Genomic DNA, 15,473 nt, shown 5'->3' with positions numbered 1-15,473 from the left:
GGCGTTCGTCAACGGCATTGCCGCGCACGCGCTCGAACTCGACGATTCCGGCGGCTGCGATCATTCGGGGGCGGTCGTGCTGCCTGCCGTGCTCGCCGCGCTGTCGTGTGCCGGCCGTCCCGTGACGGGCCGGGAATGCGTGGCGGCGATCGTGCTCGGCTACGACGTGGGCCGGCGCGTACTCGAGGCGGCCGGCGGCTACTCGGTTCACAACGGTGCGGGCTGGCACTCGACCCTCAGTTGCGGCGTGTTCGGCGCGGCGGCCGCCAGCGCGCGCGTGCTCGGGCTCGACGCCGCACGCACGCGCGATGCGCTCGGTCATGCGGCGAGCTTTTCCGGCGGGCTGTGGAGCTTCATCCACGACGGGTCGCAGACGAAGCGGCTGCACGCCGGGCGCGCGGCCGAAGGCGGCGTGCTGGCAGCGCTGCTCGCGCGCGAAGGCGTAAGCGGTCCCGCCCGCGTGTTCGACGACGTATGGGGCGGCTTCTTCAACACGTTCGCCGCGCAGTCCCGTGTGCCCGACGCCTTGACCGACGGCCTGGGTGAGCACTGGAAGCTGATGCGCTGCTCGATCAAGCCGCACGCATCGTGCCGCAGTGCGCATGCGGCCGTCGACGCGGCACTGCAGCTTGCGGACGGACGCACGTTCGACGCGGGCGAGATCGAGCGGGTGGTCGTGCGGGCGAGCGCGTTCGTGGCACGGATGTGCGGCGGCCGCGACCTGTCAACGCTGTCATCCGCGCAAATGAGCCTGCCGTACGCGGTGGCGGCGGCACTCGCGTTCGGCGACACGGGGCTCGGCGTCTATCGCGACGACCGGCGCACCGATCCGCGCGTCACCGCGCTGCTCGCGCGCATCGAGGTCGACGTCGATCCCGCACTCGGCGATCTCGACGAGCCGACGGTCACCCTGTATCGCGCGGACGGAATGCGGGAATCGCGTCATGTGCCGATCGCGCTCGGCGATCCGCGCAACCCGCTGTCCGACGCCGCGCTGCTGGCAAAATTTCGTGAGCTGGCGGGCATGGCGCTCGGTCCTGCGCAGGTCGAAGCCCTGGGCGACGTATGCCTGTCGCTGGACCGGCAGGCGGACGCGCGCGTGCTGAACGAGTGCCTCGCAGGCGATCCGGACAGCCTCGATTGAATGTGCCTATCGGTATCGAGCGGCCGCCGCGGCTGCAACATTTTCGCGAGAAGCTGCCGGCCGACGATACGGCGACGCTCAGGATGCGCCACGTGCGCGGGTGGCCAGGCTTATGGCAGCGGCGCACCCCAGACCGCCGTCACTTCGCCGCCGAGCCGCCATTCACTGAACGGGCGGCGCGGCGCGATGATCGCCGGCAGGCGGCTATCGTGAAAGCGCGCGTAGTACGGCTCGACCCAGCTCAGTTCATCGCGAAACGTCCACGGGAACAGTTCCTGCCTGACCGGCGTGATGGCCGTGAAGCTCGCGGGGTTTTCCACCGCGTTGATGACGAGATTCGCGAGGCGGCCGATCGCGCCGTCGTTTTCCCGGTAGAGATCGATATGGCGCCGCTGCACGAGTTCCGCCGCGAACACGAGCGGGAGCAGCGCGAACGTGTGGTAGTGCAGCGCGCGGTTGCCGCGTTTGACTTCGCGCGCGAGCGAACCGTCGGGGCCGATGTCGCGGATACCTTCGCGAACCCGCAGCAGCCCCGAGTCGACGAGGCTCGTGTTGCCGGTCACGGTGCCGATGGCGATCAGGTCGAGTCCGGCCCAGTACACGAGGTTGTTGTGCAAATGGTTGATCGCCTCCGCATCGCGGGTGGCGATCGCGATGCGTTCGAGCCACGGATCGATCGCATCGAACCGCGCGCGGTTGGCTTCGCGCACGTCGCGCGGCATGCGCAGGATCACCATCGCGAAGTCGGTGCCGGCCCACGAACGCTCGTAGTAGCCCTGGTATCCGGAGATCCGGCCCATCAGCGCATCGGCCCATGCCCAGCTTTCCAGCAGGCTCGCCGCGCACGACCAGTCCCCGTGGTCCGCCGACGCATTGAGCCGTGAAATGAAATCGCGCATCGGCTTCACGGCGCGCGCATAGCCCGCGGCGTCGTCATAGTAGCCAGGTGGATCGATCGTCGTGACGGCCGCAGGGATGTCGCAGGCGCGGGCCGGCGGCACGGCGGCGAAGAGCGCGCTCACGGCGAGCAACGCGGCGAACAGCGGTCGAGTCGACATGCGGCGCATACGGTCCTCGGTGGTGACGGTGGTGTGGCAATCACGGAAGCCGACCCTGGGCGGGCAACATCGCGACGCTGGACGTGTGCGGCCGGCAAAGCCTGGTGACGCGCGCGGGGCCGTGCAGTCCGAGGCCGCTCCGGGGGCGCACGCAGTCTAGCGCCCCCGTCTTTCATCCGCCTTGCCCGGCGGCAGCCGTATGGATCGATCCCGAGCCGGCCCCGCCTTCCACGCGGCGAACACCGACGCACTTTTTTAAAGACCTCGCCACGTTCGCCCGGTATCATCGCTGCGCTCGCGAACGACGCCATTGGCGGAGCATGCCGACTCGCGCGCAACCAGTATCGCAAGCATGACAACACAGGGCGGACGCCGACGGTGCGTCGCGCCGCGATCAGGCCGAATCGGCTACCAGCACGACGGAGCATGGAACGATGGTAACGGGGACGGGTGCGGCGCGACGCGCGAGGGCGATCGCTGCCGGGAGCGCGTTGTATGTGGCGGCAACGGGCGGCGCACACGCGCAGGCATCGGGTGCGGCAGCCACGCCGCCGGCCGGCGCGGCGGCGGCCGTGCTGCCGGCAATCGACGTGACAGGGAAGGCCGACGGCGCGTCGAGCGGGCTCGTCGGGCTGCGTTCCACGGCCGGCACGAAGACCGACACGCCGGTGGCCGAGATTCCGCAAACGATCAATCTCGTGACCGCGCAGCAGATCGAGATGACGGGCGCGACCGACCTGAACCAGGCGCTGCGCTACGTGCCGGGATTCGCGACGTTCGGCGCCGACAGCCGCACCGACTGGTATGCGGCGCTGCGCGGCTTCACCCCGACGCTGTACGTCGACGGCGTGGCCGCACCGAATACGGCCGTGATCGCGAACTGGCGCGTCGACCCGTACACGATCGACTCGATCGCCGTGCTGCGCGGGCCGACGTCGGTGCTGTACGGCGCGGGGGAGCCCGGCGCGATCGTCGACGCGCACACGAAGCTCGCCGACGGCGAGCGTGTCCGCGAAGCCGGCGTGCAGATCGGCAATGACGCGCGCAAGCAGTTCATGGTCGATGTCGGCGATGCGCTCGACCCGGACGGCCGGTATGCGTACCGCTTCATCGGCGTGGCGCGGGACGGCAACGCGGTAACCGGCCCGAACGGCGACCGGCGTGTCGCGCTGGCGCCGTCGTTCCGATGGCGGCCGAACGCCGACACGTCGCTGACGGTCTCGGCGACGTTCCTGCAGGACAGCAGCGATATCTCGTCGAACTTCCTGCCCGCATCGGGCACGGTGTTGCCGAACCCGAACGGCCGCCTGTCGCAGGACATCTACATGGGCGCCCCCGGGTTCAACGACTACCGGAAGAAGCAGTGGTCGGTCGGCTACACGCTGGAGCACCGCGTGAATGCAATCTGGTCGCTGCACCAGGACGTGCGCTGGTCGCACCTGTCGCTCGACGACGCGACGGTGTTCGGCATCGGCCTGGTGCCCCGCAGCACCACCAACATGATGCGGTATGCGGGGCTGTTCCAGCTCAACTACAGCCGGCTCGATATCGATAACCACGCGCAGGCGCGCTTCGGCACGGGGCCGCTCGAACACACGCTGCTGCTCGGCGCGCAATATGACCGGCAGACGACGACCAACAGCGTGTGGCTTGCGCTCGCGCCGTCGCTCAACCTGTATCACCCCGTCTACCGGCCCGTCACGGCCGCGATTTTCTCCGGCCCGACGTCGCTCGGCCACGTCGACCAGTACACGGCGATGAACGGGTTCGGCGTGTACGCGCAGGACCAGATCCGCTGGAAGCGCTGGACACTGACGCTCGGCGGCCGCGAGGATTTCGTCAATGCGAGATTCGACGACCGGACGGCCGGCACGCAGGCGCAGCAGGACGTCAGTGCGTTCTCCGGCCGCGTCGGGCTCACCTATCAGGGGGACGCCGGGCTGTCGCCGTACGTGAGCTATTCGACGTCGTTCGATCCCGTCATCGGCGTGAGGATGTATGGCGGCGGCTTGCCTAAACCGACGCGCGGCAAGCAGACGGAAGCCGGGTTGCGCTGGCAGCCGCCGGGCAGGAACCTGATCCTGACCGCGGCCGTCTACCAGATCGACCAGACCAACGTCGCGACGCCGACGCCGGTGAATCTCGACCCGACCGGCACGACGTCCGTGCAGACCGGCAAGGTGCGCTCGCGCGGGATCGAGCTGAGCGCGGTCGGCAAGGTCAGCCGCGAGCTGTCGGTCGTCGCGTCGTATGTCTATCAGGACGTCAAGAACGTGCAGGCGAACGACGCGTCGCTGAACCACTGGCCGGTGGCCGTGCCGCTGCCGCGGCAGATGGCGTCGATGTGGGCCGACTGGACCTGGCGCACGGGTGCGCTGTCGGGCCTTGGGATCGGCGGCGGCGTGCGCTACCAGAGTGCGTCGGCCGGCGCGCCCGACAACTCGCTGACGGTGCCGAGTGTGACGCTGTATGACCTGGCGCTGCACTACGAGATGCCGCACTGGCGGTTCGCGCTGAACGTCGCGAACCTGTTCGACCGGCGTTATGTCAGTGGTTGCACGTCGTACACCGTCTGCGTGTTCGGCAACGAGCGGACCGTGCTGGCCAGCGCGAAATACAACTGGTGATCGCGAGTGCGCGGTACGCGTCCTAAGCGTCGCGTTGCGGCTCCCGACGCGCGGCACGTTCGCCGGCGTGGCGCTGGCGCCGCCACTCGGTCGGCGTGAGGCCGAAACGTTCGCGGAAGGCGGTCGCGAAATTCGCCGGCGTGGAAAAGCCGATTTCCTTCGCGATGCTGGCAATGCTGAGCGATGTCGAATCCAGCAGATCCTGCGCGATCCGCAGCCGCTCGTGCCGCAGATACTCGAACACCGTCTGGCCGAGATTGTCGCGAAACGCGCGTGAGAGCCGCTTTTCATGCGTGCCGACCGCGCGTGCCAGTTGTTCCACCGTCGGCGGGTCGTTCAGCGTCCGCGCCAGATGGCGGATGGCCGCGCGCACGATGATGTCGTCGTCCTTGCCGGCCACGAACGGGCTTTCCGTGTCGACGGGCCGGTCGCGCTTCTCCCGCGCGAGCTGCACGCGAATCCGCGCGAGCACTTCGGCCGGCTCGAACGGCTTCACCACATAGTCGACGCAGCCGATTTCGAACCCCTCGAGGCGCTCGTGCAATGCGCCGGCCACGGTCAGGAAGATGACCGGAATCGTGCACGTCAGCGGATCGGCGGCAAGCAGCCGGCACGCGGTGAAGCCGTCCATGCGCGGCATGCGGACATCCATCAGGATCAGGTCGGGCATGAGCGCCTGCGCGCGCTGGCACGCCTGCAGCCCGTCGGATGCAATGCTGATCCGGCACCCCGTGCCGCGCAGGATGTCGATCAGCAAGCGAAGCTGGTCGGGCTGATCGTCGACGATCAGGATATGGGCATCGCCCAATGCGGAGATCGATGGATGCATCGTGCACCTGTTCTGGAATGGCTGCTGGCTGCGTTCCTGCGGGTGGCCGGCCCGGTTCGGATCAATCGTCGGAAGCTGCTCTATGGCGACGTACAAGCGCATCGATATTCGGATTTCGCCCACTACCCGACGGACAACCGGCCGGCGTAATACCCCGCACGGTTGTTTTGATCGCTGAGTGGGTAAAGATTCGGTGCATTGCCGTCGTCGTGCGCTGAAAAGCACGCGGCTGCCGGTATCGATGCGAGCCGAATTGTAGGGGCATATTTAGATTCTCGCCAGACGCATTGACTCTATTCGCTTCATTCCGTTTTTCTGATTCTTCATCGGGGATTGTGATTTGCATTTGCGGCGCGGCATGCTGATGCCTGTCCAATTCCGCCATTTTCATTCGCGTCGCACGTGCAATCGCGCGGCTCGGCAATTTTTCGTCGAAAACTTTTTTCTGGAATTTATTTTTAATCCGCTTCGGCAAATAGTTTATCCGCTCCACAAAACATCCAGATTAATTTTGACGGCGCGAAATCGTTTGCGAGATGAGCATTTTTAACGCAAGTTATTGAATATATTGAATTTTACAATCTATAAAGAATGTCACCTTCAATAATTTTAGATCGTGTCCCATAATTCGTCCGAACTTTGAACGCAGGGTTGCACCGAGCAACACAAGGCACGGCGGGTTGTGACGGACGTTGTGCGATTCGGATCCGAGGCATCGATCGATGTGCATCCGAACGCATGTCCGTTGTGCGCAGGCGACAATCCGGTTGTCGTGGATGAAATAAAAGAAGCGGGGTTGGTCGCGGTCAGCGCGGCATCAAATCAGGGGTGTCCATAAAAGCGGGTTGAATCTCCGGATTCAGTCGCTGGGCGAATTCGCCCATGCAAAACAATATGCATTCCTAATGCATTACCTGGATTAACGGAACGGGCCGTAACAGAAACGGCGTGCCCGGGCTTTCGAACGTCCCGTCGCTACGGGCGGACGATGCGTGTCGCCTTCGGCACGCTCGAGCCGGGCATGGGCATCGGGTTCCGCACAGAAGTCGCAATCGTAATCGCAGCTGAAGTCTTCAATAAACGTAAGTAGTCCGTATTCAAACCAAACGCTATAAAACGGAGCAGAAGACCATGAAGAGGAAGCAGATTTCGGCGCTTGCCGCCGCCATGTTCACGGGTGCAGGTGTCTTTATCGCCGGAGCCGCGCATGCGGACAATTTCGTCGACCGAGGCAACCCGGACAACGCGCTGAGCGGTCAGTGCATCGACGGGACGAACCCGCTGTGCGTGTCGACCAAGAGCGGGAGTTACGTGGCGGTGAGCACGACGAACGTCACGATGGGAACGAATGCCAGGGCCGGTACCAGCGGTATCGCGATCGGCGACCAGTCGAATGCGGCCAGCAAGGGCGGCACCAGCAGCGGCGGTTCGATTGCTGTCGGCGTCGGCGCGCAGGCGCTGGCAAACTCGGCCACGGCGATCGGTACGGTGGCCGTCGCGCAAGGCAATACGGCGCTCGCCATCGGCCGCCAATCGGCTGCACTCGGCGACTTCTCGATGGCACTCGGCAACGTCGCGGACGCACGCGGCACGAGCTCGATCGCACTCGGTCACTCGGCGCTGGCAAGCGGTGATCGTTCGGTCGCGATCGGCGGCGCGAACCCGACGTCGAGCGACGGCGTGTCGGCCGGTGCGTCGTATGACGCGGCCACCCAAACGCGCGCCGGCGGCACGCAATCCGTGGCGATCGGCGCGGGCGCGCAGACGAACGACAACAACCAGGTGGCGATCGGCTCGGGCAGCGTTGGTGCGAACAATGGCGGCACGCCGGTGTTCGGCGGCACGGCCGCGCCGGTTGGTGGCGCGGTGTCGTTCGGCGCAATCGGCAACGAGCGCCAGCTCAAGAACGTCGCGGCGGGCGCGGCCGATACGGATGCCGTCAACGTCCAGCAGCTGAAGAACGTGAACGGCACGCTCAGCACGAGCATTGCCAACGTCGACGCGCGCGTGACCAGCGTGGGCAACAGCCTCAGCACCGGCATCGTGACGGCGACGCAGAACGTCGTGAAATACACCGACGATTCGCATGCGGCGATCGCGCTCGACGGCGGCAACGGCACGACGATCAGCGGCGTCGCGGCGGGTGTCGCCAACACCGATGCGGTCAACGTCGGTCAGCTGAAGGGCAGCATCGCACCGCTGCAGACGTCCATCTCGACGGCGGCGTCGAACATCACGAACCTGCAGACCAGCGTAACCGGCATCAACACGTCGCTGAGCACGGCGACAACGAACATCAATAACCTGCAGGCGGCTGATGCACGCAACGTGAAGTATGACGGCCAGAGCGGATTCGACTCGGTGACGTTCGCCGGCACGAACGGCACGACGCTGCACAACGTCGCAGCGGGTGTCGCGAATACGGACGCAGTCAACGTCGGTCAGCTGAACGGCGGCCTGTCATCGCTCAGCACGAGCGTGACGAACAACCTCAGCACGACGCTCGGCAACCTGAGCACGTCGGTCACCAACCAGATCGGCAACGCGACGAAGAACGCCGTGCAGTACGACGATGACGCACACAGCGGCGTGACGCTCGGCGGCAAGGGTGCACAGTCGCCGGTCGGCCTGCACAACGTGGCGGACGGCATTGCCGCGAGCGACGCCGTGAACGTCGGCCAGCTCGGCAAGGCAACCGACACGCTCAACCAGTCGATTACGAATGTCGGCAACAACGTGACGACGCTCGGTAACCAGGTGACGACGAATACGGGCAACATCGCGGCGCTCCAGCAGGATGCGCTTCTGTGGAACACGAACCTCGGCGCGTACGATGCGAGCCACGGCGGCAACGGTCCGCAACGCATCGGCAACGTCGCGGCCGGCGTCGCCAACACCGACGCGGTCAACGTCGGTCAGCTGACGGGCAGCATCGCGCCGCTGCAATCGTCCATCTCGACGGCGGCGTCGAACATCACGAACCTGCAGGGCAACGTCACCGGCATCAATGCATCGCTGAGCACGGCGACCACCAATATCAGCAACCTGCAGGCAGCGGACGCACGCAACGTGAAGTACGACGGCCAGAGCGGGTTCGACTCGGTGACGTTCGCCGGCACGAACGGCACGACGCTGCACAATGTCGCCGCCGGTGTCGCGAACACCGACGCGGTGAACGTCGGGCAACTGAACGGCGGCCTGTCGTCGCTCAGCACGAGCGTGACGAACAACATCAACACGACGCTCGGCAACCTGAGCACGTCGATCAACAATCAGATCGGCAACGCGACGAAGAACGCCGTGCAGTACGACGATGACGTGCACAGCGGCGTGACGCTCGGCGGCAAGGGCGCGCAGTCGCCGGTCGGCCTGCACAACGTGGCGGACGGCATTGCCGCGAGCGACGCCGTGAACGTCGGCCAGCTCGGCAAGGCAACCGACACGCTGAACCAGTCGATCACGACCGTCAGCAACAACGTGACGACGCTTGGTAACCAGGTGACCACGAATACGGGCAACATCGCGGCGCTCCAGCAGGACGCGCTCCAGTGGAGCGCGAATCTCGGCACCTACGATGCGAGCCACGGCGGCAAAGGTCCGCAACGCATCGGCAATGTCGCGGCCGGCAAGAACGGAACGGACGCGGTCAACGTCGACCAGTTGAACGCGGCGATTCAGGACGGCACCAGCCAACTCGATGCGCTCGCCGTGAAGTACGACGACGCGAGCAAGAAGCAGGTTTCGCTCGGCGCAGGCAACGGCGGGAGCCCGGTGCGACTGACCAATATCGCGGAAGGCAACGTCGCGGCCGGCAGCACGGACGCGGTGAACGGCGCGCAACTGCGCCGCGCGACCGACGGCACGGCGGCCGCGCTGGGCGGCGGCGCAACGGCGAATCCGGACGGCTCGATCAGCGCGCCGGCCTATAAAGTCGGCGGCGGTTCGTTCAACAACGTCGGCGACGCGCTCACGAACCTCGACGGCCGCGTCGGCAGCAACACGACGACGCTCGAGAATCACGAAACGCGCATCGGCAACGCCGAAACGAACATCGCCGGCAACACGGCCGCGATCGCCGGGCTGCAGCAGGACGCGCTGCAGTTCGACCCGAAGGCCGGCGCATACAACGCGGCGCGTGGCGGTGCACCGACGAAGCTGACGAACGTGGCCGACGGCAACATCGCCGCGGGCAGCACGGACGCGGTGAACGGCGGCCAGTTGTCGGGCGTGAAATCGTCGCTCGAACAGCAGATCACGCAGGTGTCCAATCAGGCGGGCGAGGCCGTGAAGAACGTCGTCAAGTACGACGTCGACGCGAACGGCAACCGGATGAACTCGGTATCGCTGATCGGCGGTGACACGAATGCGGCCGTCGTGCTGAAGAACGTCGCCGCGGGCACTGCCGATACGGACGCGGTGAACGTGAAGCAGCTGAAGGGCGTGCAGTCGAGTCTCAACCAGCTCGGCGCGCTCGCGGTACAGTACGACGACAGCTCGAAGACCTCGATCACGCTCGGCGGCGCCGGCGGCACGCGCATCACCAACGTGCAGGCAGGCACGCTCAGCGCAACCAGCACGGACGCGGTGAACGGCTCGCAGCTCTACGCGACCAATCAGCAGGTTGCGAAGAACACGACCGATATCACGAACCTGCAGGGGAACGTGACCAACATCGCGAACGGCAAGGCCGGCCTCGTGCAGCAGCAGGATCCGAACGGCGCGATCACGGTCGGGAAGGACACCGGCGGCACCAGCGTGAACTTCTCCGGCACGGCGGGCGACCGCGTGCTGACCGGTGTCGCGGCGGGCGTGAACAACAACGACGCGGTCAACATGGGTCAGTTCAATAGCGCGCTTAAGAACGCCGCGGCCAACGACCAGATCCGCGCGGCGGCGACCGATGCGAACACCACGTGGATCGTGCGTGCCGATGCGGGTTCGATCGGGTCGACGGCAACCGCAACCGGCAAGAACGCGGTGGCGGTCGGCCAGGGCTCCGTCGCCGATCGCGACAATTCGTTCTCGGTCGGCGCGAAGGGCAGCGAGCGCCAGGTCACGAACGTCGCGGCCGGCACGGCGCCGACCGATGCGGTGAACGTGCAGCAGCTGAACGACAACCTGTCGGCCGCGTCGAATCAGGCGAAGGGCTACACCGACCAGCGCATCGGCCAGGTGTACAACTCGTTCAACGACCTGAAGAAGGACATGTACGGCGGCGTGGCATCGGCAATGGCCGTGGCCGGCCTGCCGCAACCGACGGGCGCGGGCCGCTCGATGGTCTCGGCGGCTACGTCGAACTATCACGGCCAGCAGGGTTTCGCGGCCGGGTACTCGTACGTGACGGAAAGCAACCGCTGGGTCGTCAAGGCGTCGGTGACGGGCAACACGCGTTCGGACTTCGGCGCGGTGGTGGGCGCCGGTTACCAGTTCTGACGTCGTTCGCGCAGCATTGAGCGACCGGTCGTGCCGGGCAGCGGTTGTGATGCCCGGCACCGGCGGGAAATCCGTGGCCCGGGGTGGATTTGTCGACCCCGGGCCATTGGCGCTTGATGCGTCGCAAAGATCGATATGGTTGCGCCGGGCCTGTCCTGAGAGCATGACTTGTGCCCCGATGGCATGTGTTATCCGCATGAAAGAAGGCGCATGGCCTGCGCCAGGGGCGTGCGCATTTCACGCGATGCCGTCGGCAGTCGACAGTGCTTCGCGAGAAACGACGCCCGTCAATGCAGTCGATGGATGATTTATTCGCCGATAGTGGTGATAATCATCAGCTGGCGCAACGCAACCCGCGTTGAGCGTGTCCGAGCACGTCTTCCAATCCCATATTGGTGCCGACAACGACAAATGAAAACGATGAAACCCGTCAACAAGATGCTTCCCGCGCAGCGCTTTGCGTTGCCGCGTCAGATTCGGCTGCCTGACTTCGCGGCACCCGCCGTCATGCCGTCGGCGTTTCCGGCCGGTCACGGCGACCGGTACCGCTGAGCGCCCGGACAATCCGCTCCATTTGTTCAAGAAAATAACCGTCGCCTGAATCGATCAGCCGGGCAATCGGTATCGAACGGCGATATCCGTTAGTGCACCCCGTTGGATGGGCATCGGGTCACATGACGACGCATCATGGAACCGCACACAGGGGGAAAGGCAGATGATCGGGAAGTTTGCGTGGCTGTCCGTCGTTTCGCTTCTGGTTTCGGCATGCGGGGACCATTCCGGGCACACCGATTCCGCATCGAATGCGCAGTCTGCGGCCGCTTCCTCGGCACACGCCGTTGCCGCACCGGGCGACGGTAGCGAGAAGCGCCCGGCACCCGTGCCGCCGAGGCCCGGCCAGGTACTCGAGGCCATTTACCAGAAGGACGCACATGGCGAGGACACGATGGAGATCGCCAACGGAAGCCAGGCCTCTTACTGGTACGGCCACGCGTTCGATCTGAACGGCAACCACTACTTCACCGGCTTCGCTTACGACACGCCGAACAAGTACGCCGAACAGGAGAAAACCGTGGCCCCGGCGCCCGACGCCAGGGTGACGATCACCGAAGCAACATTCGAATGGACCACGGACGGCGGCGTGGCCGGCTGGAACATGGTCGGGTCGGAGCGCTCCATCGGCGAGTTTGGCGGCTACGAGAAGGCCGACACGATCGACGACAAGGAACCCGCCGTGAGTATGACGACGCCGAACGGGCAGATCGTGCTGGCGGTCCCGACCTGGTATCTGGCCTCCGGTACCCGGATCAAGTCGTTCAGCATGTTCGTCTATCAGCGCACCAATGCGGCAAGCAATCCTGACGATACCGACTGGACCTATGCCGGCAATGTATTTCGTGGCAACGACAACGGCGCGGCATGCGATGCCGACGGCACCGGCAATCACGTCCCGTGCGTGACCGGCTCGTCGACCCTGACCTTCCTGCCGGCCGTGGGCCGCGATTGGCCGCGTCTTCGTGTGGCGATGAAGGGGACGGGCATCGACAACGCCGGTCAGAAGAAGACCTACGGCGCCGCGGATGTTGTCGAGTACCGGTTCAATCCGAAGACGAAGGTTTATGAAGCGGCGAAGACGTAGGGCGGCATGCGGCATGTCGCTGTCAACGATGGTTCCACTTGTACAGGAAGAAAATCGAATGACCGCTGCAGTCGCCGGGGCCAACAAGCGATAGTGAAAATTGCTTCTGGGACGCTTCGCGCGTTCACTTGAACCCGAACCTGTCGATCGGGAAAATCCCGGCCCGAATGCGAGTAGTGCGATCCGCGGCGATCACACCCGCGCCCCGATCCTCGGTGTCACGCGGGTTCGCGCGCTGTCGAAACGTGCGTCCAATGCGAGTTGTCGAATGCGAGCGCCGGCTCGTATTCTTAAGTCGTCGGGCGGGAAGGCATGGGGCCTCCGCCCATCACCGCATCAGAGAGCACGACAATGACCGAAACGACACAAACGATGAAGCTCAACCACCTGAGCTTCCCCTCGGCCGACACGCTGGCGACGGCCCGATTCTTCGAGCGATACCTCGGTTTCACGATCGCGGGAAGCTGGGACAAATCCTGGATCCTCAAGCGCCCGGGGTTCGACGTGGTGATCGATCACGTCGGCGACGGCGTGCCCGCGTGGCCGACGAATTTCCACGTCGGCTTCGAACTGCCGAGCCTCGATGCCGTGCGCACGTTGTTCGAGCGATTCACGGCAGAGGGCGTCGCGATGGAGACGGACATCTTCAACAACGGACGCGGTTCGCGCTTCTTCTGCCGCGCACCGGGCGGCGTGATGTTCGAACTGAACACGCGCGCGGATGCCGCGCCGGAATATCGCGGGACCTTCGACGACTGACGCAGGTACGTAGCGCGCCGCGCTCAACCGCTGGCGCGGGCCAGCATGTCGATGACCGCGCGGGTGCGCGACGGGCTGGTGATTTCAACCCAGTGCAGATGCGCGAATTTCGGGTCGTCACGCAGGCCGGCGAACTTGATACGATTCCTGGCGAACGTGGTGTATGACCACAGCAGCACCGACTCCCGGGAGAATGCCATCCGCAGCGATTCACGGTTTCCGTGCGAAAGCTCGGTGCGCATGAGCCCTCGGCTCAACGTGCGCCAGAGCACCCGGGAGAACACCGTCCGTCGCCCGAAGTTCAGCCAGATCACGTGCGTGGCTCTCGACCAGAGCACGTCGCGCACGGCGCTGTAGTTCCCGTCGGCGACCCATCGGTCGCCGGCCGTCGCGGCCAGCACGGCGCCCTCGAACTGTTCCGGCGGCACGGCTGTCCAGCCGGGGCCCCAGTAGAGTCGATCCAGCTCGATGTACGGGCAGCCTGCTGCTGCCGCCAGTGCGCTGGAAAAGGTGGATTTCCCCGCTCCGCTGGTTCCAACGACGATGAAGCGCATGTGTTTGACCGCGGCTGAATTTTTGAAGCTGCGTATTGTGCCTCATGCGTGCCGCATTCAGGAAGCGGCCGCTCGAATGCCGCGGTTCATCGTTGAATATTCGCGATGCCCAGGCTTGCTCCGCCCACCCATCTGCATTGGCGGGGCAGCCTGGTCAACGCCGAATCAGCCTGACGGGCCGTTGCTCGGACCCGTCGCACGCAGGCTGAAGACGGCACCCTTCCGGTCACTTCTTGAGCGACACCACCATGTTCTGCGTGTTGCCGACGGGGACGTAATCGAAGCGGAGTTGTTTGGAGGTCGACTGCGGAACTCCGTCGATGGCGACAACCTGCTTGTTCAGCATCGCCGATTGGTCGAACGCGCTGCCTGCGCCGTAGAGGGTGAACTTGCCCGTGGCCTTCGACTCAGGCGTCGACTGGAAGTTGAACAACCCCTGGGGATACGTCTTGTTGCCCAGGAAATCGAAAGGTTTTCCGCCGGAATACGTATCGAATTCCACGTTGGCGTTGTGCGAGATGGAAAACGTTGCCGTCGACGCACTGTCGTAAAACTCGACCGCATCGGTGACGAACTTCGCATTTGCATCGTCCTGAGCCCAGACCCGCACGCTTTTGCGCAACGTAATCTGCTTGCTCGTCATTGCGCTCTTCGCACTCTTTCCGAACGCGAGACGCGATTCTGCGATCTCCATCTTGCCGCCCGTTGATTCCATGTGCAGCGAGTAATCGTTGCCCGGAACCCGGGGCAGCGCCGCCGGCAGAACGGCATACTCGCTGAATGTCAGCACGATCTCTTCGGCACGGACATTCACCGCGGACTGGCCCAGGACACGCAGCTTCTTGGTGCTGGCGTACAACCGGCAGTAGACGTCATAGCGGCTGGCGCCGGCCAGTTCCAGATCGAGGAGAAGGTCGATATACATGCCGAGCAACGGCGGGACCAGGCCGCCCGCACTCACCGTATCGAAACGGCTGGCCTCGAACGCGGCGTCGACGATCCTGAAGTTGACGAACGGATGACCGATGAGCTTGTGCGGATACGGGCCCATCGTGAAATCGACGCCGCGCGCATCGCCGGAATTTCCGCGCATCACGAGGGCACCGCTACGAAGATTGATTTCAACGGGCGGGATGCCGTTGTCGAAACTTCCGCCCCATACCGACGACTGCCGGGACAGCAGCGTCAACGTTCCGGCGGGAGCGATCATCGAGAAGGATTTGCCGGCTTCCTTGTCAAAGGAAGGGGCGCTCAATTCATTCACGCCCGCCGTGCTGTATGTCTGGTTTTCATTGGGCTTCCAGATGAAGATGTCTGGCATGATGCTCTCCTGATTCATTCGAACGGTACGCACGGGAGCGTTGAATTCTTCCCCGTCAGTCTCGAGGTTGATCGAACGATGACCGGCGCCTGATTGGCTCTATTCGACC

11 protein-coding genes are annotated in these 15,473 nt (G+C 64.9%); 6 read left to right on the top strand and 5 right to left on the bottom strand.

What is annotated here, in order from left to right:
- Nucleotides 1–1,144 (top strand): MmgE/PrpD family protein (locus tag G3O06_RS08870; protein WP_205815758.1); only part of this gene is annotated, 1,144 nt, incomplete at its 5' end.
- A 110-nt stretch (nucleotides 1,145–1,254) separates the two neighbouring features.
- On the opposite strand, the gene G3O06_RS08865 is transcribed toward G3O06_RS08870, so the two are convergent.
- Nucleotides 1,255–2,202 carry a mannuronate-specific alginate lyase gene (locus tag G3O06_RS08865; protein WP_241019631.1) on the bottom strand — a complete coding sequence of 316 codons (948 nt, stop codon included), beginning with the start codon at nucleotides 2,200–2,202 and terminating at the stop codon, nucleotides 1,255–1,257.
- Nucleotides 2,203–2,636: 434 nt separating this feature from the next.
- Between G3O06_RS08865 and G3O06_RS08860 the strand changes: the two genes are divergently transcribed.
- The gene (locus G3O06_RS08860) at nucleotides 2,637–4,829 is read left to right on the top strand and encodes a TonB-dependent siderophore receptor (protein WP_205815756.1); all 2,193 of its coding nucleotides are present in this window, start codon (nucleotides 2,637–2,639) and stop codon (nucleotides 4,827–4,829) included.
- Between the two features lie 22 nt (nucleotides 4,830–4,851).
- Here G3O06_RS08860 and G3O06_RS08855 read toward each other — a convergent pair whose 3' ends face one another.
- Nucleotides 4,852–5,658, bottom strand: a complete 807-nt coding sequence (locus G3O06_RS08855) for a response regulator (protein WP_174966902.1) — start codon at nucleotides 5,656–5,658, stop codon at nucleotides 4,852–4,854.
- Between the two features lie 61 nt (nucleotides 5,659–5,719).
- A complete protein-coding gene (locus tag G3O06_RS08850; RefSeq protein ID WP_205815755.1) occupies nucleotides 5,720–6,133 on the bottom strand; it encodes a hypothetical protein in 414 nt (137 codons plus the stop codon).
- Nucleotides 6,134–6,825: 692 nt separating this feature from the next.
- On the opposite strand from G3O06_RS08850, the gene G3O06_RS08845 reads away from it, so the two are divergent.
- From G3O06_RS08845 to G3O06_RS08830, 4 genes are all read left to right on the top strand, one after another.
- Nucleotides 6,826–11,091, top strand: a complete 4,266-nt coding sequence (locus G3O06_RS08845) for a YadA-like family protein (RefSeq protein WP_241019659.1) — start codon at nucleotides 6,826–6,828, stop codon at nucleotides 11,089–11,091.
- A gap of 411 nt (nucleotides 11,092–11,502) precedes the next feature.
- Entirely contained in the window at nucleotides 11,503–11,643 is a 141-nt protein-coding gene (locus G3O06_RS08840) for a hypothetical protein (RefSeq protein ID WP_205815753.1), read from the top strand.
- 394 nt (nucleotides 11,644–12,037) lie between these two features.
- Nucleotides 12,038–12,730: a hypothetical protein gene (locus G3O06_RS08835; RefSeq protein ID WP_205815752.1), complete on the top strand. Its 693-nt coding sequence runs from the start codon at nucleotides 12,038–12,040 to the stop codon at nucleotides 12,728–12,730.
- Between the two features lie 351 nt (nucleotides 12,731–13,081).
- Entirely contained in the window at nucleotides 13,082–13,489 is a 408-nt protein-coding gene (locus G3O06_RS08830; RefSeq protein WP_174966897.1) for a VOC family protein, read from the top strand.
- Nucleotides 13,490–13,512: 23 nt separating this feature from the next.
- On the opposite strand, the gene G3O06_RS08825 is transcribed toward G3O06_RS08830, so the two are convergent.
- Together G3O06_RS08825 and G3O06_RS08820 are read right to left on the bottom strand one after the other, a co-directional pair.
- Nucleotides 13,513–14,043 (bottom strand): toxin, encoded by a 531-nt coding sequence (locus tag G3O06_RS08825; protein ID WP_205815751.1) that lies wholly within the window; start codon nucleotides 14,041–14,043, stop codon nucleotides 13,513–13,515.
- Between the two features lie 226 nt (nucleotides 14,044–14,269).
- Nucleotides 14,270–15,364: a hypothetical protein gene (locus G3O06_RS08820; protein ID WP_205815750.1), complete on the bottom strand. Its 1,095-nt coding sequence runs from the start codon at nucleotides 15,362–15,364 to the stop codon at nucleotides 14,270–14,272.
- Nucleotides 15,365–15,473: the final 109 nt, after the last annotated feature.

Source organism: Burkholderia sp. Ac-20345 (assembly GCF_017104825.1).
GTDB classification, from domain to species: Bacteria; Pseudomonadota; Gammaproteobacteria; order Burkholderiales; family Burkholderiaceae; genus Burkholderia; species Burkholderia lata_B.
The sequence above is the reverse complement of the archived record's forward strand: the minus strand, read 5'-3'. Positions and strand labels throughout refer to the sequence as shown.